Annotated in this window: 21 protein-coding genes; 16 read left to right on the forward strand and 5 right to left on the reverse strand. The window is 61.7% G+C overall.

What is annotated here, in order from left to right:
• The first annotated feature begins 109 nt into the window (after positions 1-109).
• The 12 genes from arnC (at position 110) to NTD89_RS21555 (ending at position 13,221) form a co-directional block, all read left to right on the forward strand.
• Positions 110-1,150 (forward strand): undecaprenyl-phosphate 4-deoxy-4-formamido-L-arabinose transferase, encoded by a 1,041-nt coding sequence (gene arnC, locus NTD89_RS21500; RefSeq protein WP_145160790.1) that lies wholly within the window; start codon positions 110-112, stop codon positions 1,148-1,150.
• Positions 1,147-3,138, forward strand: a complete 1,992-nt coding sequence (arnA, locus tag NTD89_RS21505; RefSeq protein ID WP_119740370.1) for a bifunctional UDP-4-amino-4-deoxy-L-arabinose formyltransferase/UDP-glucuronic acid oxidase ArnA — start codon at positions 1,147-1,149, stop codon at positions 3,136-3,138. Before arnC ends, arnA begins: the two co-directional genes overlap by 4 nt.
• Positions 3,138-4,022, forward strand: a complete 885-nt coding sequence (arnD, locus tag NTD89_RS21510; RefSeq protein ID WP_262209603.1) for a 4-deoxy-4-formamido-L-arabinose-phosphoundecaprenol deformylase — start codon at positions 3,138-3,140, stop codon at positions 4,020-4,022. Before arnA ends, arnD begins: the two co-directional genes overlap by 1 nt.
• A complete protein-coding gene (gene arnT / locus NTD89_RS21515) occupies positions 4,019-5,674 on the forward strand; it encodes a lipid IV(A) 4-amino-4-deoxy-L-arabinosyltransferase (RefSeq protein WP_262209604.1) in 1,656 nt (551 codons plus the stop codon). Before arnD ends, arnT begins: the two co-directional genes overlap by 4 nt.
• Positions 5,671-6,018: a 4-amino-4-deoxy-L-arabinose-phosphoundecaprenol flippase subunit ArnE gene (gene arnE / locus NTD89_RS21520; protein ID WP_056860014.1), complete on the forward strand. Its 348-nt coding sequence runs from the start codon at positions 5,671-5,673 to the stop codon at positions 6,016-6,018. Before arnT ends, arnE begins: the two co-directional genes overlap by 4 nt.
• Positions 6,015-6,428 (forward strand): 4-amino-4-deoxy-L-arabinose-phosphoundecaprenol flippase subunit ArnF, encoded by a 414-nt coding sequence (gene arnF, locus NTD89_RS21525; protein WP_145160797.1) that lies wholly within the window; start codon positions 6,015-6,017, stop codon positions 6,426-6,428. The genes arnE and arnF overlap by 4 nt, the downstream gene beginning before the upstream one ends.
• Entirely contained in the window at positions 6,425-7,804 is a 1,380-nt protein-coding gene (locus tag NTD89_RS21530; protein ID WP_145160799.1) for a UDP-glucose dehydrogenase family protein, read from the forward strand. The genes arnF and NTD89_RS21530 overlap by 4 nt, the downstream gene beginning before the upstream one ends.
• 3 nt (positions 7,805-7,807) lie before the next feature.
• On the forward strand, positions 7,808-9,430 hold the full coding sequence (locus tag NTD89_RS21535; RefSeq protein WP_262209608.1) for an ArnT family glycosyltransferase: 1,623 nt from the start codon (positions 7,808-7,810) through the stop codon (positions 9,428-9,430).
• Between the two features lie 298 nt (positions 9,431-9,728).
• A complete protein-coding gene (locus tag NTD89_RS21540; RefSeq protein WP_262209609.1) occupies positions 9,729-9,938 on the forward strand; it encodes a type VI secretion system contractile sheath small subunit in 210 nt (69 codons plus the stop codon).
• Between the two features lie 182 nt (positions 9,939-10,120).
• Positions 10,121-10,831 carry an HPP family protein gene (locus NTD89_RS21545; protein WP_262209610.1) on the forward strand — a complete coding sequence of 237 codons (711 nt, stop codon included), beginning with the start codon at positions 10,121-10,123 and terminating at the stop codon, positions 10,829-10,831.
• Positions 10,832-10,962: 131 nt separating this feature from the next.
• Positions 10,963-12,066: an enoyl-CoA hydratase/isomerase family protein gene (locus tag NTD89_RS21550; RefSeq protein WP_262209612.1), complete on the forward strand. Its 1,104-nt coding sequence runs from the start codon at positions 10,963-10,965 to the stop codon at positions 12,064-12,066.
• A 3-nt stretch (positions 12,067-12,069) separates the two neighbouring features.
• Positions 12,070-13,221 (forward strand): acyl-CoA dehydrogenase family protein, encoded by a 1,152-nt coding sequence (locus tag NTD89_RS21555; protein ID WP_262209613.1) that lies wholly within the window; start codon positions 12,070-12,072, stop codon positions 13,219-13,221.
• Positions 13,222-13,478: 257 nt separating this feature from the next.
• On the opposite strand, the gene NTD89_RS21560 is transcribed toward NTD89_RS21555, so the two are convergent.
• Genes NTD89_RS21560 through NTD89_RS21580 form a run of 5 tightly spaced genes read right to left on the reverse strand, consistent with a single transcriptional unit; the run spans position 13,479 to position 19,036 of the window.
• Positions 13,479-14,252, reverse strand: a complete 774-nt coding sequence (locus NTD89_RS21560) for an enoyl-CoA hydratase (protein WP_145160811.1) — start codon at positions 14,250-14,252, stop codon at positions 13,479-13,481.
• 11 nt (positions 14,253-14,263) lie between these two features.
• Positions 14,264-15,391 (reverse strand): acyl-CoA dehydrogenase, encoded by a 1,128-nt coding sequence (locus NTD89_RS21565; RefSeq protein WP_262209615.1) that lies wholly within the window; start codon positions 15,389-15,391, stop codon positions 14,264-14,266.
• Positions 15,392-15,400: 9 nt separating this feature from the next.
• Positions 15,401-16,585, reverse strand: coding sequence for an acetyl-CoA C-acyltransferase (locus NTD89_RS21570; RefSeq protein WP_262209616.1), 1,185 nt, complete (start codon positions 16,583-16,585; stop codon positions 15,401-15,403).
• 12 nt (positions 16,586-16,597) lie between these two features.
• Entirely contained in the window at positions 16,598-17,365 is a 768-nt protein-coding gene (locus NTD89_RS21575; protein ID WP_262209618.1) for an SDR family NAD(P)-dependent oxidoreductase, read from the reverse strand.
• A 21-nt stretch (positions 17,366-17,386) separates the two neighbouring features.
• On the reverse strand, positions 17,387-19,036 hold the full coding sequence (locus NTD89_RS21580) for an AMP-binding protein (protein ID WP_262209620.1): 1,650 nt from the start codon (positions 19,034-19,036) through the stop codon (positions 17,387-17,389).
• A gap of 226 nt (positions 19,037-19,262) precedes the next feature.
• On the opposite strand from NTD89_RS21580, the gene NTD89_RS21585 reads away from it, so the two are divergent.
• From NTD89_RS21585 to NTD89_RS21600, 4 genes are all read left to right on the forward strand, one after another.
• Entirely contained in the window at positions 19,263-20,156 is an 894-nt protein-coding gene (locus NTD89_RS21585; protein ID WP_262209621.1) for a bestrophin family protein, read from the forward strand.
• 77 nt (positions 20,157-20,233) lie between these two features.
• Positions 20,234-21,292: a tetratricopeptide repeat protein gene (locus NTD89_RS21590; protein ID WP_145160823.1), complete on the forward strand. Its 1,059-nt coding sequence runs from the start codon at positions 20,234-20,236 to the stop codon at positions 21,290-21,292.
• A 143-nt stretch (positions 21,293-21,435) separates the two neighbouring features.
• A complete protein-coding gene (locus tag NTD89_RS21595) occupies positions 21,436-22,938 on the forward strand; it encodes an ATPase domain-containing protein (protein WP_145160825.1) in 1,503 nt (500 codons plus the stop codon).
• A gap of 44 nt (positions 22,939-22,982) precedes the next feature.
• The gene (locus NTD89_RS21600; protein WP_370004766.1) at positions 22,983-24,605 is read left to right on the forward strand and encodes an ATP-binding protein; all 1,623 of its coding nucleotides are present in this window, start codon (positions 22,983-22,985) and stop codon (positions 24,603-24,605) included.
• Positions 24,606-24,742 lie beyond the last annotated feature (137 nt).

Genomic DNA, 24,742 nt, shown 5'->3' on the forward strand with positions numbered 1-24,742 from the left:
AATGAACACCGCAAACCCACGCTATGTTTAATCAGTTTGCTGAACCTTCAGCCGCTGATGACTGCTGTTTTCACGCGCCAACCTGCTCTAGCCCCGAGGTCATGAATCTTTGAAACCCTACCCTATTCATTGCGTGTCGATCGTCATCCCGGTCTACAACGAACAAGAGAGCCTGCCTGAATTGCTGCGTCGCACAAGCGCAGCCTGCAAGCAACTGGCCTACGAATACGAAATCATCCTGGTGGATGATGGTAGTCGCGACAACTCGGCCCAATTGCTGGAAGACGCTGCCGCGCAAGAAGGCAGCCATGTAGTGGCGGTGATCCTCAACCGTAACTACGGCCAGCATGCCGCGATCATGGCCGGCTTCGAGCAGTGCCGTGGCGAGGTGGTGATTACCCTCGACGCCGACCTGCAAAACCCGCCGGAAGAAATCCCGCGTCTCGTCGAGCAAGCCGCCCTGGGCTACGACGTGGTCGCCACCGTACGCAACAACCGCCAGGACTCGGCCTTCCGCCGCTGGCCCTCGCGCCTGATCAACCTGGCCGTGCAACGCTCCACCGGCGTGGCCATGACCGACTACGGCTGCATGCTGCGCGCTTACCGGCGCACCATCGTCGACGCCATGCTTGCCTGCCGCGAGCGCAGCACCTTCATCCCGATCCTGGCCAACGGTTTTGCCCGCCACACCACGGAAATCCTGGTGCATCACGCTGAGCGTGAGCACGGCGAATCCAAATACAGCGCCATGCGCCTGATCAGCCTGATGTTCGACCTGCTGACGTGCATGACCACCACGCCGCTGCGCCTGCTGTCGATTGTCGGTTTCAGCCTGGCCGCCCTGGGCGTGCTGTTCGCCTTTGCGCTGGTCGTCCTGCGCCTGGCCTTTGGTGCTCAGTGGGCCGGCGATGGCATGTTCGTGCTGTTCGCGGTGCTGTTCGTGTTCACCGGTGGCCAGTTCATCGGCATGGGCCTGCTGGGTGAATACCTGGGTCGCATGTACAGCGATGTGCGCGCCCGCCCCCGTTTCTTCATTGAAAAAGTGCTGCGCAACCAACCGGCAGCACCGGCTCCCGTGGTCGTTGTTGACGGCCTGGTGTCCTCCCATACCTCCACTTCTACTTCTCCTTCCGATCAGGTTTCGTCATGAATTCAAAAGCTGTTGTCTTCGCTTACCACGATATTGGCTGTGCAGGCATTGAAGCCCTGCTGACCGCCGGCTACGACATTGCTGCCGTGTTCACCCATGCCGACGACCCCAAGGAAAACAATTTCTACGGTTCCGTCGCCCAACTCTGCGCCCGCAACGGCATCCCGGTGCACGCACCGGAAGACGCCAACCACCCGCTGTGGATCGAGCGCATCGCCAAGCTGAACCCGGATTTCATCTTCTCGTTCTACTACCGCAATCTGCTCAGCGAGGCCTTGCTGGCCACTGCCAAAAAAGGCGCGTTCAACCTGCACGGCTCCCTGCTGCCGCAATACCGTGGCCGTGCACCGGCCAACTGGGTGCTGGTCAACGGCGAAACCGAAACCGGCGTGACCCTGCACCGTATGGTCAAGCGCGCCGATGCCGGCCCGATCCTGGCCCAGCAGAAAGTCGTCATCGACCGTACCGACACCGGCCTGACCCTGCACGCCAAGCTGCGTGACGCCGCCACCAGCCTGCTGCGCGACGCACTGCCGCAACTGGCCCAGGGCAAACTGGCTGAAACCGCACAGGACGAGACCAAGGCCACCTACTTTGGCCGTCGCACCGCTGCCGATGGCAAGCTGGACTGGAAAAAGCCGGCTGAAGAGCTGTTCAACCTGGTTCGCGCCGTCACCCAACCGTACCCGGGCGCCTTCTGCGCTGTGGGCGAGCACAAACTGATCGTTTGGCACGCTGAAGTGGTCAAGGGCAACGAAGGCCTGGCCCCAGGCCGCGTAATCAGCGTCAACCCGCTGCGCATTGCCTGCGGCGAAGACTCGCTGGTGGTCAAGTTCGGCCAGCGCAACGAAAACGGCCTGTACCTGGCCGGCCCTTCCCTGGCCGATGAATTGGGCCTGGTGGACGGTTCCGTGCTGCGCGGCGCCGAGTCCGGCCGCAAGCCACGCCGTACCCGTGTACTGATCCTGGGTGTGAACGGCTTTATCGGTAACCACCTGTCCGAGCGCCTGCTGCGTGACGACCGTTACGAAATCTACGGCCTGGACATCGGCTCCGACGCCATCGAGCGCCTGCGCAGCCACCCGAACTTCCATTACGTGGAAGGCGACATCAGCATTCACTCCGAGTGGATCGAGTACCACATCAAGAAGTGCGACGTGGTCCTGCCGCTGGTGGCCATCGCCACGCCAATCGAATACACCCGCAACCCGCTGCGCGTGTTCGAACTGGACTTCGAAGAGAACCTGAAACTGGTTCGCTACTGCGTCAAGTACAACAAGCGCGTGATCTTCCCGTCGACCTCCGAAGTCTATGGCATGTGCCAGGACCAGTACTTCGACGAAGACACCTCCAACCTGGTCGTCGGTCCAGTCAACAAGCAACGCTGGATCTACTCGGTCTCCAAGCAACTGCTGGACCGTGTGATCTGGGCTTACGGCGACAAAGGCCTGAAGTTCACCCTGTTCCGTCCGTTCAACTGGATGGGCCCGCGCCTTGACCGTCTGGACTCTGCGCGTATCGGCAGCTCCCGCGCCATCACCCAGTTGATCCTCAACCTGGTGGAAGGCACGCCGATCCGTCTGTTCGACGGTGGCGAGCAGAAGCGCTGCTTCACTGACATCGCCGACGGCATCGAAGCCCTGGCGCGCATCATTGATAACGACAATGACAACTGCAACGGCCAGATCATCAACATCGGTAACCCGGAAAACGAAGCCAGCATCCGTCAGTTGGGCGAAGAACTGCTGCGTCAGTTCGAAGCTCACCCGCTGCGCAGCAACTTCCCGCCGTTTGCCGGTTTCCGCGACGTAGAGAGCAAGGCGTTCTACGGCACCGGTTACCAGGACGTGGCACACCGCAAGCCAAGCATCGAAAACGCCAAGCGCCTGCTGAACTGGGAGCCTACCGTTGAGATGAGCGAAACCATCGGCAACACCCTGGACTTCTTCCTCAAAGAAGCCATGCTCGAAATCGCGGACAAAAAGTAATGAAGGCAGGCTTGCGCATTGACGTCGACACCTACCGTGGCACCCGTGAAGGTGTGCCGCGGTTGCTCGAATCCCTGGATGAAGCCGGGGTTAAAGCGACGTTCTTCTTCAGCGTTGGGCCGGACAACATGGGGCGCCACTTGTGGCGCCTGATCCGCCCGCAATTTCTGTGGAAGATGCTGCGTTCCAATGCCGCCGGGCTGTATGGCTGGGATATTTTGCTGGCCGGCACCGCCTGGCCGGGCAAACCGATTGGCCGTGACCTGGGGCACTTGATGCGCCAGGCCAAGGCTGCCGGCCATGAAGTCGGCCTGCACGCGTGGGATCACCACGGCTGGCAGGCCAACACCGGGCGCTGGAGCGAGGCACAACTCATCGAGCAGATCCGTCGTGGCGTCGACACCCTGAGCGACATCCTGGGTGAACGCATCGATTGTTCAGCCGCCGCCGGCTGGCGTGCCGATGAGCGTGTGGTGCAAGCCAAGCAAACGTTCAATTTTCGCTACAACAGCGATTGCCGGGGTACCAGCCTGTTTCGTCCGACCTTGGCCGATGGCAGTGCGGGCACCCCACAAATTCCGGTAGACCTGCCGACCTTCGACGAAGTCGTCGGGCCGGTAGTGGCTGCCAAAGACTTCAACAGCTTCATTCTTGACCGGTTTAGCGCGTCGAAGCTGAACGTCTACACGATCCACGCAGAAGTAGAAGGGATTCTGATGGCTGATGATTTTCGCCAGTTGCTTGCCCAGGCCGGGCAGCGCGGCATCGACTTCCAACCCCTGGGCGAGCTGCTGCCTGCGGATGTGACCACCCTGCCCCAGCAACATTTGGTGCGCGGCGCGTTAAGCGGCCGCGAGGGTTGGCTCGGAGTGCAACAGGCATGATCCGGCGCTGGGCATTGCCCCTGCTCCTGTTGGCGTTTGGTGTGTTTTACCTGTTACCGCTGGCCAGCCACGGCTTGTGGATTCCCGATGAGACCCGGTACGCGCAGATCAGCCAGGAAATGCTGCTGACCGGCAAATGGGCCTCGCCGCATTTCATGGGCATCCGCTACTTCGAGAAACCCGCTGCCGGCTACTGGATGATCGCGCTGGGCCAGGCGATCTTCGGTCAGAACCTGTTCGGCGTGCGCTTTGCCTCGGCCTTGAGCACCGGGCTGAGCATTGTGCTGGTTTACCTGGTGTCGCGCCGCTTGTGGAATGACCCGCAAAAAAGCCTGGTCAGCACCGTGCTGTACATGAGCTTTGTCAGCGTGGCCTTGCTGGGTGGCTACGCCAACCTGGACCCGCAATTCACCTTTTGGGTCAACCTGACCGGCGTTGCGCTGTGGTTCTGCTTTGACAGCCACACCCGCCAGGGCCGCCTGTGGTCCTGGGCGTTGCTGGGTTTTGCCTGCGGCATGGGGTTCATGACCAAGGGGTTTCTGGCCTGGTTGCTGCCGGTGTTGATCGCCCTGCCCTATGCGATCTGGCACAAGCGTTTTCGTGAGCTGCTCGGGTACGGCGTGGTTGCCGTGGTCGTCGCCATTATCGTCAGCCTGCCCTGGGCGCTGGCCGTGCACCTGCAAGAGCCGGATTACTGGAACTTCTTCTTCTGGCACGAACATATCCAGCGCTTTGCCGGTGACGACGCCCAGCACGCCGAGCCGTTCTGGTTCTACCTGCCGCTGATGGTCGCGTTCTCGCTGCCGTGGATTGCCCTGTTGCCGTCCACGATCAAACAGGCGTGGCTGCAAAAGCGCCTGCCGCAGACCGCCTACCTGTTGCTGTGGCTGCTGATGCCCCTGGCATTTTTCAGCCTGGCCAAAGGCAAGCTGCCGTCGTACATCATGCCGTGCCTGCTGCCGTTGGCCTTGTTGATGGGCTCGACCCTGAGCGACAAGCTTGCCCTGGGCCACGGCCGTGCCTTGCGCATCAACGGCGGGTTGAACCTGGCGCTGGGTGTTCTGGCGGTGCTGGCGCTCAGCTGGTTCCAATTGAAAAAGCCCGTGTATGAACACGGCGAAGAAACCTTCAGCCTGGTGCTGCTGTTCACCTTCCTGTTCGGCTGGATCGTGGTCAACCTGCTCCAGGCGGCGCGCCCGCTGAAACTGTGGGCCGCGCCGGTGATCGGCAGCTGGTTGCTGGTGGCATTGGTGCCCGCCGCGTTGCCGCATTCGGTGGTTTACAACAAGACCCCGGACCAGTTCATCATCGATCACCTGGACGAACTGCAACCCACTGCCTCCCTGCTCAGCAATGACCTTGGCGCGGCATCGGCGCTGTCGTGGCGCATGGGGCGTCCGGACGTCAGCCTCTACAACACGGTCGGCGAAGTGAAATACGGCATCGCCTACCCGGACACTGCGCACCGCAGGATCGACACCAACGAAGTCCAGCAATGGATGAGCGAGGCGCGCAAGAAAGGTTCTGTCGGTGTGGTGATGCGGGTCAAGGGTGACGATGAAGTCGCCGAAGTCAACCTGCTGCCCAAGGACGGTAAACGCTATGAGCAAGGCAACATTGTGATCCTGATTTTCCCACAGGCCGCGCAATGATCACCCTGCTTCTATTGCTGGGCGCATGCCTGCTGACGTGCATGGGCCAGGTCTCGCAAAAGTTTGCCGTGGAAAGCTGGCGCGACCAGCCGGACGGTTGGGCGCCCAAATTGCGCTCGCCGTGGCTGTGGTCCGCGCTGGTGTGCCTGGGCCTGGGCCTGTTGGTCTGGCTGCTGGTGCTGCAGCGCCTGGAAGTGGGCATCGCCTACCCGATGCTCAGCCTGAATTTTGTACTGGTCACGCTGATGGCACGCTTTGTTTTTCATGAACATATCGACGGCCGGCACTGGCTGGGCGTGGCGCTGGTGATCGGCGGTGTGGTGTTGCTGGGGCGTCACGTATGAGCCGGGCTCAAGGCTTTGCCCTGGCCCTTGGCAGTGTCGGCCTGGTCAGCGCCGCCCAATTGGGCATGCGCTGGAGCATGACGCGCCTGCCGCTGCCAGCCGACTGGCTGAACGCGTTCAACAGCAATGCCATCGACCTTGGCGCCTTGGGCGTGGTGATCCTGGCGATCATCGCCTATGCGCTGTCGATGCTCTGCTGGCTCGGCGCACTCAAGCATTTGCCGCTGGGTCGCGCCTATTCGCTGCTCAGCATCAGCTACGCGTTGGTCTACCTGCTGGCCGCCAGCCTGCCGGTGTTCAACGAAGCTTTTTCGCTTTCAAAAACCCTGGGGGTGGCGTTGGTCATCCTCGGTGTTCTGGTTATTAACTCTCGTCGTGCTAGCGTTGCAAGCCCCAGGAATGCCCCATGAAAATCAGTGTATTTGGTAGCGGTTACGTCGGTCTGGTGCAGGCCACCGTATTGGCCGAAGTCGGTCACGATGTGATCTGCATGGACGTGGACAAGAGCAAGGTCGAGTCGCTCCAGAAAGGCCATGTGACCATCTTCGAGCCGGGGCTTGCGGCCATGGTCAAGGAAAACCTGGAAAGCGGGCGCCTGCACTTCACCTTCGATGAAAAGCTCGCGGTCGAACACGGTGAAGTGCTGTTTATTGCCGTCGGCACGCCATCGGATGAAGACGGCTCGGCCGACCTCAAATACGTGCTGTCGGTGGGTGATGCCGTGTCCCGCCACCGCGTGGAGCCGGTGATCCTGGTGGAAAAATCCACCGTTCCCGTCGGCACCGGCGACACCCTGCGTGCGCACATCGAAAAGAACCTGCGCACAGCCGGCCGGCACCTGGAGTTCGATATCGTCTCCAACCCGGAGTTTCTCAAGGAAGGCTCGGCCGTCGCCGACTGCCGCCGTCCGGACCGCATCATCATCGGCTGTGAGCGCGAGGAAGTGCGTGAAGTGATGCGCGACCTCTACGCGCCGTTCAACCGCAACCATGACCGCATCATCTTCATGGACCTGCGCAGCGCCGAACTGACCAAATACGCCGCCAACTGCATGCTGGCGACCAAGATCAGCTTTATCAACCAGATCGCCGAGCTGGCCGAACACCTGGGCGCGGACATCGAAGCCGTGCGCCTGGGCATCGGTGCCGACTCGCGGATCGGTTACCACTTCATCTATCCCGGTTGCGGCTACGGCGGCTCCTGCTTCCCCAAGGACATGCGCGCCTTGATCCACAGCGCCAAGCAAGCCAACTGCTCCAGTGACTTGCTGGAAGCCGTGGAAGCCATCAACCAGCGCCAGAAGAGCAAGCTGTTCGAGCGCATCAACGCTTACTTCAAGGGCAACCTGCAGGGCAAGACCTTTGCCCTGTGGGGCCTGGCATTCAAGCCCAACACCGATGACATGCGCGATGCACCGAGCCGCGTGCTGATGGAAGCCTTGTGGGCCGCGGGCGCCAATGTCCGTGCATTTGACCCGGAAGCCATGCAGGAAACCCAGCGCATCTACGGCGACGAGTCACGCCTGACGCTGCTGGGCACACCGGAATCGGCCTTGAGCGGCGCCGATGCGCTGATCGTCTGCACCGAATGGCAGCAGTTCAAGGCGCCGGATTTCGACCTGATCCACGCTCGCCTGAAAAACCCGGTGATCTTCGACGGTCGCAACCTGTATGACGGCGAACGCCTGGCACGCAAAGGCTTCAAGTACTTCCCGATGGGCCGTGGCGACTCGTGTGAACTGCCGATCCCTCAGCAAAACTGGGTAGAGCAGGTCAAGGAAGCCTGATACGTGAACAAAGCTTATCCGCCCCTGCTCACTGCAACGATCCGTCACCAGTCGCTGGGGCTTGGGCTCCTGGCGCTGGTGCTGTTTATTGCCGGCAACTGGCACCAGGCGATTATCGGGTTTGACTCGCGCTTCGTGGTGTTTGCCCAGGAAATGCTGCGTCATGGGCCGAGTTTTTTCCCCACGACCTACGGGCAGCCCTACGCCGATTACCTGGCCACCTCGACCGTGTTGACGTGGCTGTTCTCGTTGCCCCTGGGCCAGGTCACCAGCTTGACCGCCTGGTTGCCCACGGCCATCGCTTCGGCACTGATCGTGGTGCTGGTGTATCGGCTGACGGCGCCCTACTCCGTGCGTTGGGGCCTGCTGAGTATTGCGATGTTGCTGCTCAGCAGCACGTTCATCAGTGAAACCCGGGCGGTGTCCCTCGACCAGATGCTCGCGGCGGTAGCCTTGGCGGTGTTTTACCTGGGTTATGCGCATGATCATTTCGCCAGCCCGAAACGCCTGCACTGGTTGTTCCTGTTGCTGATCATCGGCTTCGCCATCCGTGGGCCGATCGGCCTGGTGATTCCAACGGGCGTGCTGTGCAGCTATTACTTGCTCAACCGGCAGTGGCGCCAACTGTTCACTTTCGGCCTGATTGCCCTCGCGTTGCTGGCGGCCTGTGTGGGCCTGTTGCTGCTGCTGGCCAAACTCAGCGGTGGCGAGGACTTCATGCAGGACGTGATCCGCATGCAGTTCCTGGGGCGCATGGATGGCACCGAAGGTTCCAGCGGCGCGCTGTATTACTTCACCAGCTCCCTGGGCAATTACGCCTTGGCCTATCCACTGGCGCTGTTGGTGCTGGTAGCGGTGGCCGTCGGCGGGCGCCGCACGCCAGACCCGGCCTTGCAGCTGGTGTTGTATTGCGCAGCGGCCGGGTTGCTGGTGATGCTGGGCTTGTCGGTGCCTCAGGCAAAAAAGGCGCGCTACATCCTGCCGATGTTGCCGATGGCGGCGATCCTGGCGGCCTACCCGTTCCAGGTCACCCAGGGGCGGCTGTTTGCAGGGCTGCGCGCCTTGATGCTGGGCATCTGGACGCTGATGCCGGCACTGCTGGCCGTCGGGCTGGTGGTAGCGCGCCGACGTTACGCAGAGCAACTGGGCAGCCTGGGGGTGATCTTCGGCGTACTGGGCGTGCTTCAGGTAGTGGCGCTGCTGGCGGTCTTCAACGTGCGTTTACGCGCGACGGGGCCGGCCTTCGCTGCGGTGCTGGCGCTCTGGACGACTTACATCGTGGTGGTTGAACCCTTGGAGCGTGCGCTTTACGACACGCGCACCTTCACCCTTGCGGTCAAAGACCAGATCACGCAGCAGCCGGCACCTGTGGTACTGCACGGGTTGGGCAAGGATGCGAAAGCCATCAAGTTCATGGTCAACTTCAACTGTGACAAGGTGCCGTTGTTTACCCATTCCTCAGCAGACCTGGCGCCGCTGCAAGGGCCTGCCTGGCTGGTGATGAGCGCGCAGGATTTCGAAAACCTGCAGGATCCGCGCTTGAAATCGGTTACGCCGACGCTCACCGGGGAGTTCGACAAAGACCCTTATGTGTTGCTGCATCTGGAGAAAACCCCGGCGCCCTGATCGCAGTATTGGCCCCGTGTACAAGACGACGCCCACTTCAACAAGAGTGGGCGTTTTCATTATCGCAACCGAGAAAGCACCTACACAGCTATGCGTAATGGCTGGTGCACTTTGTCTTCCGGCGCCTGGAACCCAAATGTAGACTCGTTTGCCAGGTGCGGTAACCCATTACAGCCCCAACGTGTGGCTTATCTCGCCAGCTCGAGGCTGGCGCACCCTGGATAACAAGGACGCAGTAGGCCTGCCCATACACACGGCGGCTTACGCATACGAGGGCAATGCCGTGGCGGAAGATCCGATGTCAATTCCCGTGCCGAGGCTGGATCGGTTGATGGCGCTGCGCGACGCCCTGGTGGCGTTGAAGGGGCCACTGGCCAGCGACCTGACACTGCGGGAAAACCTGCAAAAACAGCTGTTCAATGAAGAAATCGACAGGCGCGTACTGGGCCATATCAGCCCACCCTTTGCGCAGATGACGCGCCTGATTCCTTTCGGCGAAGTCATTTAAGCTCACGCAAATCAATTTGAGTTCAATAAGCTTGCACTCAACCCTCATTAATATGCAGTGGAGCCCATCAGCAAAGGTCGGCACACTGTGCAGGTTCCTCCCCCAAACGTTGGAACTTTCAAGGGCTTTTCCGGGCAACCAGGCAAGCCTTTTTTTTCGCCCGCACGTTCAGGACCGCTTGAATGCTTACCCGTTGGTTACCTGCTGCAATCAATACTCGCCCTGCTGAATGGAGCCGTGCCGCGATCGGCATGGCCTTGGGCACGCTGTTCAGTGTCTGGCTGTGCGCCCAAGTGTTTGGCATGCAGGTCGCGCTGCACCTGCTCGGCCCGCTCGGTGCCTCGGCTGTGTTGCTGTTTGCGGTGTCTTCCGGTGCGCTGGCCCAACCCTGGTCGATCATCGGCAGCTATTTATGCGCGGGCGTGGTGGCACTGCTGGTCGCCCGCGTATTGGGGCGTACGCTGGGCAGCGCGTGCCTGGCGGCGGGCATGACCGTTATCCTGATTTGCTGGCTGCGTTGCCTGCACCCGCCGGCCGGTGGCCTGGCGATGACGTTGGTACTGGCAGACCCGGCCTCCATGGCCCTTGGGTGGCAGGAACTGGCGCCGGTCATGCTCGGCGCGGGTACGCTGCTGACGTGTGCATTGGCGTATAACAACGCCACGCGCACGCGCTATCCCAGGGGTGCGGTCGAGTCGCCTGCGGCGGTCATTGGCAGTGCGGCGGCCGCAACAGACCCGGCAATCACGGCGGCCGACTTGAAGCTGGCGCTGGCCGAGATGGAGCAGTTTTACGATGTGCAACCGAGCGAACTCGAACAGTTGATCCATGCCGCAGAAGGCCATGCACGACGCCGCAGCATCGGCGAAGTACTGGCCCGTCGCGCCGCCTGAGCCTGCGTGCATAAATGCAAAAACGACCTGCATGATTCCGGGTTGTACTGGGCAAATTTGCACTGGTACGATCGCGAGAGGGTTCCTCCGCGAACATCTTGATAAAGAACAATAAAAGCAGGGAGTTACAGATGACTGCTCAGGTTTCATCCGAAGCAAGCCGCGCCGAAATTCTTCAGGACGAAGTGCTGGCCGACGTTCGCAACCACATTGGCCACCTCACCCTCAATCGCCCCGCTGGCTTGAATGCCATCACCCTGGACATGGTTCGCAGCCTGACGGCGAAGTTACAGGCCTGGGCGGATGACCCGCAGGTCTACGCCGTGGTGCTGCGCGGCGCTGGCGAAAAAGCCTTTTGCGCCGGTGGCGACATCCGTTCGCTGTACGACAGCTTCAAGAACGGCGACAGCCTGCACGCCGACTTTTTCGTCGAGGAGTACGCCCTCGACCTGGCCCTCCACCATTACCGCAAACCCGTCCTGGCGTTGATGGACGGGTTCGTGCTCGGCGGCGGCATGGGCCTGGTGCAAGGCGCTGATCTGCGCGTGGTCACCGAGCGCAGCCGCCTGGCGATGCCGGAAACGGCCATTGGTTATTTCCCGGATGTGGGCGGCAGCTACTTCCTGCCGCGCATACCCGGCGAGGTGGGGATTTACCTGGGCGTCACCGGCGTACAGATCCGCGCGGCCGACGCGTTGTATTGCGGGTTGGCGGACTGGTATCTGGAGAGCACCCGGCTCACTGACCTGGACCAGAAACTCGACCGCCTGCAATGGCAGGACTCGCCGCTCAAGGATCTGCAAGGCGTGCTCGCCAAACTGGCCGTCCAGCAATTGCCCGACGCGCCGCTGGCAGCATTGCGCCCGGCTATCGACCATTTCTTCGCCCTGCCAGACGTGCCAAGCATCGTCGAGCAGTTGCAGCAAGTCACCGTCGCCGACACCCATGAGTGGGCGCTGAACACCGTCGCCCTGATGCAGACCCGCTCACCGCTGGCGATGGCCGTTACCCTGGAAATGCTGCGCCGTGGCCGCCGCCTGCCGCTGGAGCAGTGCTTCGCGCTGGAATTGCACCTGGATCGCCAGTGGTTCGAGCGCGGCGACCTGATCGAGGGGGTGCGCGCGTTGATCATCGACAAGGACAAAACGCCGCGCTGGCGCCCAGCCACGATCCATGACCTGGACGCCAGCCATGTGGAGAGCTTCTTCCACGACTTCAAGCAGTTTGGGAGATAAGCCATGCAAGATATTGAATACACTGAAGAACAAGTAATGATTCGCGACATGGCGCGCGACTTTGCCCGCGGTGAAATCGCGCCCCACGCCCAAGCGTGGGAGAAAGCCGGTTGGATCGATGATGCCCTGGTCGCCAAGATGGGCGAACTGGGCCTGCTGGGGATGGTGGTGCCCGAAGAATGGGGCGGCACCTATGTCGATTACGTCGCCTACGCCCTGGCGGTTGAAGAAATTTCGGCCGGCGACGGCGCCACCGGTGCGCTGATGAGTATCCATAATTCAGTCGGTTGCGGGCCAATCCTCAACTACGGCACACAAGCGCAGAAAGAAGCCTGGCTGCCCGACCTTGCCAGTGGCCAGGCCATCGGCTGCTTTTGCCTGACCGAACCCCAGGCGGGTTCCGAAGCCCATAACCTGCGCACACGCGCCGAACTGCGCGATGGCCAGTGGGTGATCAATGGCGCCAAGCAGTTTGTCAGCAACGGCAAACGCGCCAAGCTGGCGATTGTGTTTGCGGTGACGGATCCGGATTTGGGCAAACGCGGCATTTCCGCGTTCCTGGTGCCCACCAGTACGCCAGGGTTCGTGGTTGACCGCACAGAACACAAGATGGGCATTCGCGCGTCGGATACCTGCGCCGTCACCCTCAACCAGTGCACGGTGCCCGAAGCCAATTTGCTCGGTGAGCGTGGCAAAGGCTTGGCCATTGCCCTGTCCAACCTGGAGGGCGGGCGCATCGGCATTGCTGCCCAGGCCCTGGGCATCGCCCGCGCGGCCTTTGAGGCGGCGCTGGCGTATGCGCGCGATCGCGTGCAGTTCAACCAGGCGATTATCGAGCACCAGAGTGTCGCCAACCTGCTGGCCGACATGCAAACCCGCCTGAATGCCGCACGGTTGCTGATCCTGCACGCCGCGCGCCTGCGCAGTGCCGGCAAGCCGTGCCTGTCGGAGGCGTCCCAGGCCAAGCTGTTCGCCTCGGAAATGGCCGAAAAGGTCTGCTCCTCCGCGATGCAGATTCACGGTGGGTATGGGTATCTGGAGGATTATCCGGTGGAGCGTTACTACCGGGATGCGCGGATCACGCAGATTTACGAAGGCACCAGCGAAATTCAGCGAATGGTGATCGCGCGCGAGCTGAAGAACTACCAGCTCTAAGCCAATAAAAGCTATGTAGGCGCTGGCTTGCCAGCGATGCAGGCACCTCGGTTCACCTGCTGGACCGAGGTGAGGCTATCGCAGGCAAGCCAGCTCCCACATCAAGCGCTCACCAGGCTAACCAACACGCCGCAAACCAAAGTGGGAGCGGGCTTGCCCGCGAATACGGCGTATCAGTCAGCGAATGTATCGACTGATCCAGCGCATTCGCGAGCAAGACCGCTCCCACAAGTTGCGTTCCAGCGTCCTGAAGCCGGTTACTTATCTTTGAACTCCGGCGCGCGCTTGGCCACAAACGCTGCCATCCCTTCCTTCTGATCCTGCGTTGCAAACGCCGCATGGAACACCCGGCGCTCAAAGCGCACGCCTTCGGAAAGGCTCACTTCAAACGCGCGGTTCACGCTTTCCTTGACCATCATGCTGATCGGCACGGATTTGCCGGCGATCAGCGTCGCCACCTTCAGCGCCTCTTCGAGCAGCTCATCCGCCGGCACGATACGCGCCACGATCCCGCAACGCTCGGCTTCCACCGCATCGATAAAGCGCCCGGTCAGGCACATTTCCATGGCTTTGGCCTTGCCCACCGCGCGGGTCAGGCGCTGGGTGCCGCCCATGCCCGGCAGCACGCCGAGGTTGATTTCCGGCTGGCCGAACTTGGCGCCGTCGCCCGCGAGGATGAAGTCGCACATCAACGCCAGCTCACAGCCGCCGCCCAAGGCAAAGCCGTTGACGGCGGCAATGATCGGCTTGCGGCGGTTGGCCACGCGGTCGCTGTCGCTGAACAGGTCGTCCAGGTAAATCTGAGGGTAGGTCAGCTCGGCCATTTCCTTGATGTCGGCACCGGCGGCGAAGGCTTTTTTTGAGCCGGTCAGCACGATGCAGCCGATTTGCGGGTTGGCTTCCAGGCTGTCCAGCGCCTGGTTCAACTCGCTGACCAGTTGCGCATTCAAGGCGTTCAGGGCTTGCGGGCGATTAAGGGTAATCAGCCCGACGCGGTCCTGGACCTCGAGCAAAATGGTTTCGTAACTCATCTAATGGCTCCTTAAAGATTGCGTGAGATGACCATGCGCTGGATATCGCTGGTGCCTTCGTAAATCTGGCAGACCCGCACATCGCGGTAGATCCGCTCCAAGGGAAAGTCGCTCAGGTAACCGTAACCGCCCAAGGTTTGCAAGGCGGCCGAGCAGACTTTTTCGGCCATTTCCGAGGCGAACAACTTGGCCATCGAGGCCTCGACCAAGGCAGGCTTGCCGCTGTCACGCAGGGCGGCGGCGTAATGCACCATCTGCCGGGCGACGGCAATTTGCGTGGCCATGTCCGCCAGGCGAAACGCCACGGCCTGGTGTTCGATCAAGGTTTTGCCGAAGCTTTCGCGCTCGCGTGCATAGTCACGTGCGGCTTCAAATGCCGCGCGCGCCATGCCCACCGATTGCGAAGCGATGCCGACGCGGCCGCCTTCAAGGTTGGCCAGGGCGATCTTGTAGCCCTCGCCCTCCTCGCCCAATCGGTTGGCAACCGGCACCTTCACGTCTTCAAACAGAATCTGGCAGGTGTCGGACGCATGCTGGCCGAGTTTGTCTTCGACCCGCGCCACGGTGTAACCCGGGGAATCGGTGGGCACGATAAACGCGCTGATCCCGCGCTTGCCGGCGGCCGGGTCGGTGACCGCAAACACAATCACGATCCCGGCGTTCTGCCCGGAGGTGATGAACTGTTTGCAGCCATTGAGCACGTAGTGATCGCCGTCCAGGCGCGCGCGGGTTTTCAGGCTGCTGGCATCGGAACCGGCCTGCGGTTCGGTCAGCGCAAAGGCGCCGAGCATGTCACCGCTGGCCAGCGGCTTGAGGAACTGCTCTTTCTGCTGATCGTTGCCGAATTTCAGAATCGGCACGCAGCCCACCGAGTTGTGCACGCTCATGATGGTCGAGCAGGCGCCGTCACCGGCGGCGATTTCTTCCAGCGCCATCGCATAGGCCAGGTAGCCGGTGTCGCAACCGCCCCACTGTTCCGGCACCAGCATGCCGAAAAAGCCCAGCTCGGCCATTTCGCCAATGGCTTGCTTGGGAAAGCGGTGCTCGCGGTCCCACTCGGCAGCGAAAGGTTTCAAGCGCTCCTGGGCAAATTGCCGGGCCGCGTCGCTGATTTGCAGTTGTTCGTCATTGGGCAGCATAAAAAATCCTTAATACACGCATTCGACGGCCATGGCCGTGGCTTCACCGCCGCCGATACAAATGGCCGCAACGCCGCGCTTGAGGCCTTTCTGGCGCAGCGCCGAGAGCAAGGTCACCAGGATGCGCGCGCCCGAAGCGCCGATCGGATGCCCCAGTGCGCAGGCGCCGCCGTGGATGTTGACCTTGCTGTGGGGGATTTCCAGCTTGCTCATGGTCACCAGGCTGACCACCGCAAAGGCTTCGTTGATCTCGAACAAATCCACGTCGCCAAGGCTCCAGCCGGTCTTGCTCATCAGCTTGCGAATCGCCCCCACCGGCGCCACCGGGAACAGCCCTGGCTCGTCGGCGAACGCCGCGTGCCCATGGATGATTGCCAGCGGCTTGAGCCCACGCTTTTGCGCTTCAGACTGACGCATCAGCAGCAGCGCCGCCGCGCCGTCGGAGATCGAACTGGAGTTGGCCGCCGTCACCGTACCGCCTTCGCGGAAGGCCGGTTTCAGGCTGGCGATCTTGTCCAGCTTGGCTTTGGGGGGCTGTTCGTCATGCAGGATGGTTTTTTGCTCTTTACCGACGGTGACCTGCACCGGGACGATTTCGGCGGCGAAGCTGCCGTGGGTGATTGCCTCTTGGGCACGGGTCAGCGAGGCGATGGCGAAGGCGTCCTGGGCTTCACGGGTAAAGCCGTTGTGCTCGGCACAGTCTTCGGCAAAGGTGCCCATCAGTCGGCCCTTGTCGTAGGCGTCTTCGAGGCCGTCGAGGAACATGTGGTCGAGCACCTTGCCGTGGCCCATGCGGTAGCCGCTGCGCGCGCGGTCCAGCAGGTACGGCGCGTTGGACATGCTTTCCATGCCACCAGCAACCACCACCTCGACACTGCCGGCCAGCAGTGAGTCGTGGGCGAGAATGGTCGCCTCCATGCCCGAACCACACATTTTGTTCAGCGTGGTGCAGCGCGTGGCCTTGTCCAGGCCGGCGCCCAATGCCGCCTGACGCGCAGGCGCCTGGCCGAGGCCTGCGGGCAATACGCAGCCGAACAGCACTTCATCCACCGCGTCCGGGGCAATGCCGGCGCGTTCGACGGCGGCGCGAATCGCGGCGGCCCCCAGTTGCGGCGCAGTCAGGCCCTTGAGGTCACCCTGGAAACCGCCCATGGGCGTGCGGACGGCGCTGACGATAACAATCGGATCGTGCATGAAAAATTCTCCTTACTTGGCGGCCATGCGCAAGGCGCCGTCGAGACGGATGACCTCGCCATTGAGCATGCTGTTTTCAATGATGTGTCGCACCAGCGCGGCGTACTCGGCCGGTTTGCCCAGGCGTGGCGGGAATGGCACACCGGCGGCCAGGGAATCGCGCACCTCTGGGGTCATGCCGGCCATCATTGGCGTTTCGAAAATGCCTGGGGCGATGGTCATGACCCGGATGCCGAAGCGCGCCAGTTCGCGAGCGGCAGGCAGCGTCAGGCTGGCGATGGCGCCTTTGGACGCGGCATACGCCGCCTGGCCGATCTGCCCGTCAAAGGCGGCCACCGACGCGGTATTGATGATCACGCCACGCTCGCCGTCGGCATTCGCCTCGGTTTCAGCGATGGCGGCGGCGGCCAGGCGCAGCAGGTTGAAGCTGCCGATCAGGTTGACGTTGATCACGTGGGCAAAGCTTGCCAGCGCGTGCGGGCCGTTCTTGCCGAGGATTTTCTCGCCACGCACCACACCGGCGCAGTTCACCAACCCATGCAAACCGCCGAACGCAGCGACGGCGGCTTGCACGGCCGCTTCGGCAGCGGCTTCCTGGCTGATATCCGCCACCGCGCTGCGGGCGTTATCGCCCAACTGCCGGGCCTTGGCCGCGACGGCTTCGGCGTTGAGGTCCACCAGCATCACCTTGGCGCCGGCGGCTACCAGCATGTCAGCGGTGGCCGCGCCGAGGCCCGAAGCGCCGCCGCTGACCAGGAATACCTTGTTTTCAATCTGCATCTTGATTTCCTTTGAAAGGGATCACGCCAAGGCTGCTTGAGCCTTGGCGATTTCCTGATTACGCAAAATAAAACGTTGCAGCTTGCCGCTCGGGGTTTTCGGCAAGTCGCTGACAAATTCGATTTCTCGCGGGTAGGCATGCGCGGCGAGGCGCTTGCGCACGTGCAGGCGCAGCTCTTCGGCCAGCTCAGGCGTGGCGCGGTATTGCTCGTTGATCACCACAAAGGCTTTCACCAGCTCGGTGCGTTCCGGGCACGGCTTGCCGACCACCGCGGCTTCGACCACGGCCGGGTGCTCGACCAAGGCGCTTTCCACGTCGAAGGGACCGACGCGGTAGCCAGAGGTGGTGATCACGTCATCACTGCGCCCGACAAAACTGATGCTGCCGTCCGGGTTCAGCTCCACGGTGTCGCCGCTGAGGTAGTACTTGCCGACAAAGGCCTTGGTCTTCACGCCGTCGTAACCGGCAAACCAGCACATCGGCGACTGTTCGCGGTCAATGGCGAGAATGCCCGGCTGGCCGGCGGGCAGTTCCTGATGGTTGTCATCGAGCACCACGATGCGGTGCCCCGGCGAGGCAAACCCGGCTGAGCCGACATGCACCGGATGCGCCAGGCCGTGGTGGTTGCACAGCACCATGCCCAGTTCGGTCTGGCCATAGTGGTCGTGGATGGTCACGCCCAGGTTATCGGCGAACCAGCGGATCACTTCCGGGTTCAGGGGTTCGCCGGCGCTGCTGACAATGCGCAGCTTGCCCTTGATCGCGCGGGCGAACTGCTCACCGCCGGCGATCAGCAGGCGGTAAGCGGTCGGCGAGCCCGTCAGGTTGGTGATGCCGTACTTGTTGATCACCCGGCAGGTGCTCTCCAGGGTGAACGGCCCATCGTAAAAGGTGATCGGGTGGCCCATGGACAACGGCCCGGTCACGCCAAAATAGATGCCGTAAGCCCAACCCGGGTCGGCAACGTTCCAGAAGGCGTCTTCGGGGCGAAGGTCTACTGCGTCGCGGGTGTAGCGCTGAAAGGCAACGATGGCCTTGAGTGGCACCGACAGGGCTTTCGACGGGCCGGTGGTGCCCGAGGTGAACATCAGCAGAAACGGCGCGTCACCGTCCAGCATCACCGGCTCGCAGGCGTTGGAGTAATTCGGCAATTCAGCCCAGAAGCTGTAGTCGCCGCGCACGATGCCTTCGCCTTTGGGCCCGGCGACGGTGACGATAGTCGGGCAACCTTCCACGTCCACAAGCTTGGGCCGGTTCACCGCGTCGGTGACCACCAGCGCGGCGCCGGAGCTGCTCAAGCGATGTTCGATGGCCTTGGGCCCGAAGGCGGTAAACAGCGGCTGATAAACCGCGCCGATACGCCAGGTGGCGAACACCACCACCAGCAATTCTGCGGTGCGCGGCAGCAGGCCGGCCACCTTGTCGCCGCGTTTGACGCCTTGGGCCAGGAGGAAATTGGCGAAGCGGGCGGCCTGGTCCTGCAAGTCGGTGAAGGTGGACGTGGCGCTGCGCCCGTCCTTGCCTTCCCAGAACAGCGCGATGCGGCCCGGCAGTGCGTGCCGGTCGCAGCATTCCACGCAGGCATTGAGCGCCTGCAGGTTGCCGGCCAGTGCGGCGTCGACGGTGTGCTGGTAATCAAACTCGGTAGTGGCAGCCAAATACTCACGCATCGCTTCAAATCCTTGTGGTTTTTATTTTCAGGACGTTTTTGAGCACGTAAACCGTGGAAATAGTCGCTCTGCAGCGTTACAGCAGCAATGGTCAAAGCCTTCAACTTGGCTGACTGGTTTGGCCAATCATTGATCGCGCTGATCAGCCGGTCAGTTCAAGTGATTGGACGCTCGCCGGGGTTGCTTCTAACCTTGGGGCCTGCGCCACCGAAGAAGCTTGCCTGCAATGATCGTTCGTCCCAAACCCAACCTCCTGGGTATCCTGTTTTCCCTCAAGGGCTCGATTGCCAAGCGCATCGCGCTGCGCAGCCTGCTGGTGACCTTGCTGGCCTCGGTGATCGTGCTGGTTGAAACCCTGCACCCGGCGTACTTTTCCAAGGTCAACGCCACGCCGTTCACCTTGCTGGGCTTGTCGTTGTCGATCTTCATGAGCTTTCGCAACAACGCCTGCTATGACCGCTGGTGGGAAGGCCGCAAGCAGCTGGGGCAAATGATCATCGATGTGCGCTCGCTGATCCGCGAAACCCAGGTGCTGACTGACCCGGTTGAGCGCAGTGGGTTACTGCGCGGCTTGTGCGGTTTTGCCCACGGCCTGATTGCCCGCCTTCGCCATGAAGACGAGGCCGGCGCCATCACGCCGTGGATCGGCGTTGATCGCGCGCACCCGAACTTGCCTGACGCTGTGCTGCAACAACTGGGCGCGCGCTTTTGCGGGCTGGCCGAGCAAGGCGTCATCAGCGAATGGCGCTACACCCAGCTGGAAACCCGACTGGTCAGCCTCAGCCAGGTGCAGGCGTCGTGCGAGCGGATCAAGCACACGCCGCTGCCCTTCCCTTACACGCTGCTGCTGCACCGCACCATCTACCTGTTCTGCATTCTGTTGCCGTTTGCCATGGCCGAGCCCTTGGGCTGGCTGACGCCGGTGTTCACCGCCATCGTCAGCTACACCTTCTTTGGCCTGGACGAAATCGGCGACGACCTGGAAGACCCGTTCGGCTTTGATGAAAACGACCTGCCGTGCAATGCCATCGTGCGCACATTGGAGCGCGAGATCCTTGCCGCTCTGGGCGAAAGCGACTTGCCGCCAGCCCTGGAACCCATTGAATACGTGCTGAGCTGATGCGGGTTTGACACTCGCCGTGGTCTGACCGAAGCTGATGGCTTTGCACTAGCTGCCACCAGCTTTTGGACGCCTGCATGTCAAAGTCACGCCGTTACTCCATCATCGGCCTGTGCGCCCTGTTGTTGATTGTGTTGCTCACCTGGTTTTTCTCCCGCTCAACCCCGGTGGCCGTGCCGCCGGCGATTGCCCATGGTTACGCCAAAGCCTTGAAGCAGGCGCATAACGGCGAACCCGGCGCCGCGCGCGTGCTGTATCAACAGCTCGGCCGGCCGGACCTGTCGCCTGAACGTCGTGCGGCCTTGCACGCCGAATTGCCCAACTACCCAAGCCCGCAGGCGCTGAAGCTGGCCGACAAAGATCTGGCCAATGATTCGCCAGTGGTGCGCGAGGCGGCGATCCACAGCATTGTCGGCCTGGTGCCCAGCGGCCAACGCGTCTTGTTGCTGGGGCCGGTGCTCGACGATCCCGAACAGGCGGTGCGCTTTGCCGCCGCCAATGCCTTGCTCGGTCTGTCGCCGGACACCCTGGGGCTGTACTTCGGGCCGTTGCAGCAAGTGCTCGATGAGTTTGTGAAAACCCTCAAGGGTCAGCCGGAAACGGCCGAAGGCTGGATTCAACTGGCGCGCCTCTATATACACAGTGCGCTGCTGCCAGACGCACAAAATGCCCTCGAACAGGCCATGCGCTTGCAACCGGACAACCTGCAGGCGGTGGTCGCGCAAATCGAACTGCTGGACAAACAAGGCAAGACCGATGAATCGCGGCAATTGCTGGCACGTCAGTTGGCGGCCCATCCCGACTCGGCTTACCTGCAGCATGCGCTGGGCATGTGGCTGTTGCACCATGGCGAGCGCCCGTATGCCCTGCTTGGTTTGTCCAAAGCGGTAGAGCTTGAACCGGACAATCAGGATTACCGTTACGACCTCGCCACGACCCTGCACGCCCAGGAAGAGTTGGAAGCCGCCCAGCGTCAGCTCGAAGACATCATTCAGCGCCACCCGGCCAACCGCAAGGCGCGGGTGCTGCTGGTCAATTACTGGAAAGAAAGCGGCCAGCTGCAAAACGTGCAGGTATTGCTTGCGCAACTTGAGCAACAGAACCCGGATGACCCGGCGTTGCAGCAAGGCCTGTAGGGCGTTGCAAAAAGTTGTAATCAATACTGGGGCTTGTACAATTTTCGCGAAACGTTGAACCGCTACGGGCCTCCACGGTCAAGTGAATATGGCGCGTCCGAGGCGGCGCGTTCCTCTATTTGTACGTGACCTGAGGGCACTTCTTGTCTACATCCAACGAGCTGTTCAGTGAAAAGGCGGCCACCGGTATTGAAGGTCTTGATGACATTCTTTCCGGGGGGTTATCGCGCAGCCACCTGTTCCTGCTGGAAGGCGAACCCGGCACGGGCAAAACCACCGTAGCGCTGCATTTTCTGCAGGCCGGCGCGAAAAACGGTGAGCGATCCCTGTACATCACCCTCTCCGAAACCGAGCGCGAATTGCGCCAGGGTGCCAAGTCCCATGGTTGGGACCTGGATGACAATATCCACATTTTCGAGCTGACCCCGCCAGAGAGCCTGCTCGACGCCAATCATCAGCAAAGCCTGCTGTACTCCTCCGACCTGGAGCTGGGCGAAGCCACACGGCAGATTTTTGAAGTGGTGGAGCGGGTCAAGCCGACCCGCGTGGTCATCGACAGCCTTTCGGAGATCCGTCTGCTCGCGCAAAGCTCACTGCGTTATCGTCGGCAGATCCTGGCAATCAAGCATTACTTCGTGCGCTACGACGCCACCGTGCTGCTGCTGGATGACCTGACCACCGAATCCCTGGATAAAACCGTACACAGCGTGGCGCACGGCGTGATCCGCCTGGAAGAATTGACGCCCAACTACGGCGCCGAACGCCGCCGCGTGCGGGTGGTGAAATACCGTGGCCAAAAATACCGCGGCGGCTTTCACGACTTCACCATCATGGGCGACGGCGTGCATGTATTCCCGCGCTTGGTCGCGGCCGAGCATCGCGGTGGGTATGTCCGCCAGACCCTGAGCAGCGGCATTGTCGAACTGGACAGGCTGATGGGCGGCGGCGTCGAAACCGGCTCCAGCAGCTTGATTCTTGGCCCTGCGGGCACCGGTAAATCCCTGATCTCCATGATCTTTGCCGCAGCGGCTGTGGCCCGTGGCGAGAAAGCGGCGCTGTTTATCTTCGACGAAGAACTGGGTTTGTTGTTCGAGCGCATGAAAAACATGGGCATCGACCTCGCCGCCCTGCAGGACACCGGCAACTTGCTGATCGAGCAGGTGGACGCGGCCGAGTTGTCGCCCGGCGAGTTCTCGCACCGAGTGCGCCGTTGTGTTGACGAGCGCGGGATCAAAACCGTGGTCATCGACAGCATCAACGGCTACCAGGCGGCCATGCCGGAAGAAAACGCGCTGATCCTGCACATGCACGAACTGCTGCTGTACCTCAATCGCCGGGGTGCCGCCACGTTCATGACCGTCGCCCAGCATGGGCTGGTCGGTGACATGCAGGCGCCCGTCGACATTACCTACCTGGCCGATACCGTGATTTTGCTGCGTTACTTCGAAGCACTGGGCAAAGTGCGCCGGGCCATTTCGATCATCAAAAAACGCACCGGCACCCATGAGTCGACGATTCGCGAGTACCGCATTGGCAGCCGTGGCATGACGGTGGGCGAGCCGCTCGACAACTTCCAGGGCGTGCTGCGCGGCATTCCGACATTCAACGGCAGCGGCTCACCTTTGCTCAAGGAAGAGGGATCGTGATCAGCGTTTCCTCTGCCTCCGAGCGCGCGATTATCCTGGCGCCAATGGGTCGCGACGGCTCACTGGCGCTGATGATGCTGAACGAAGCTGGCTACAGCGGCATTGTTGCCAGCAACCTGGCAAACCTGTGCGAATTGCTGGAAGAAGGCGCCGGCTTGTTGGTGATCGCGGCGGAAGCGTTGCGCGGCGTGGATCTGGAGCCGTTGCTGGAGCACCTGCATCAGCAGCCGGCGTGGTCCGACTTGCCGATCGTGCTGATGACCCATCACGGCGGCAGCGAGCAGAACGGTTCGTCGCACTTGAGCGGGCTGCTGGGCAACGTGACCTTTCTGGAGCGCCCCTTTCATCCCATCACTTTGATCAGCCTGGTGAGCGCGGCCCTGCGTGGCCGACGCCGGCAGTACGACGCCCGCGACCGCTTGATTGACTTGAGCGAGAGTGAACTGCGCCTGCAACGCACCATGGAAACCCTTGAGCAGCAAGTCGAGGAGCGCACCGCGCAACTGCGCAGCAATGAAGAAGCCTTGCGCCAATCGCAGAAGATGGAGGCCGTGGGTCAATTGACCGGCGGCATCGCGCATGACTTCAACAACATGCTCACCGGGATTATCGGCAGCCTGGAGCTGCTGCGACGGCGCATTGCGCGCGGCAAACTCGATGATCTGGACGGCCTTATCGACCTGGGCGTGACCTCGGCCAACCGCGCGGCCGGGTTGACCCATCGCCTGTTGGCGTTCTCCCGTCGCCAATCGCTGGATTCCAAGCCCGTGGGGATCAACCAACTGGTGACCTCCATGGGTGAGCTGCTGCAACGCAGCATCAACGAAAGCATTGCCCTCGACATGCGCCTGGACGCTCAGCTCTGGACCGCCGAAGCTGACCCCAATCAACTCGAAAGCGCCCTGCTCAACCTGGTGATCAACGCGCGCGACGCCATGCCGGGCGGCGGCAAGTTGGTGGTTGAAACCTCCAACCGCCACCTGGACAACGTGTTTACTGCGGCCTACGGCACCTTGAAGCCCGGCGACTATGTAGAGCTGAGCGTCAGCGATACCGGCTGCGGCATTCCAGAGCACCTGATGGGACGCGTGTTCGATCCGTTTTTTACCACCAAGCCCATCGGCCAGGGCACAGGCCTGGGGCTATCGATGATCTATGGCTTTGCCCGCCAGTCCCATGGCCACGTCACCATCCACAGCGAAGTGGGCAAAGGCACCACGGTAAGCCTGTTCCTGCCGCGTTTTGTCGGTGAAATGCAGGCGCCGGAATACCTCAATCCTGCGTTGACGCCCTATGCCAATGCGGGTGAAACGGTATTGATCGTCGAGGATGACCCGGCGGTACGCGTGCTGGTCAGCGCAGTGCTCAAAGAGTTGGGTTACGCCTTTGTCGAGGCCGGTGATGCGGACACAGCGCTGCCGATCATCGAGTCCGACCAGCGTATCGACTTGCTCATCAGTGACGTTGGCCTGCCGGGCATGAACGGCCGGCAAATGGCGGAAATTGGTCGGCAGATCCGCCCTCAGCTCAAGGTCCTGTTCATCACCGGTTATGCCGAACACGCGGCGGTGCGCGGTGGCTTCCTTGATCCTGGGATGCAGCTGATCACCAAGCCATTTACCTTTGATTTGTTGACAGCGAAGGTGCGGGAAATGATTCAGGCGTGAGCCAGTGACTGCACGTTTCCGCAATATCTGGTGGCTGACAGGCCGGAACCGGCATTGAGGGATTGGACACGAAGTTTCAAATCGCGACGCATGAAAGGTGCCCGTGGTTAACCTGAAACTTACCTCACGAGTCCCAT

Origin of the sequence: Pseudomonas sp. 14P_5.3_Bac1 (assembly GCF_025466135.1) — a bacterium.
GTDB lineage: Bacteria > Pseudomonadota > Gammaproteobacteria > Pseudomonadales > Pseudomonadaceae > Aquipseudomonas.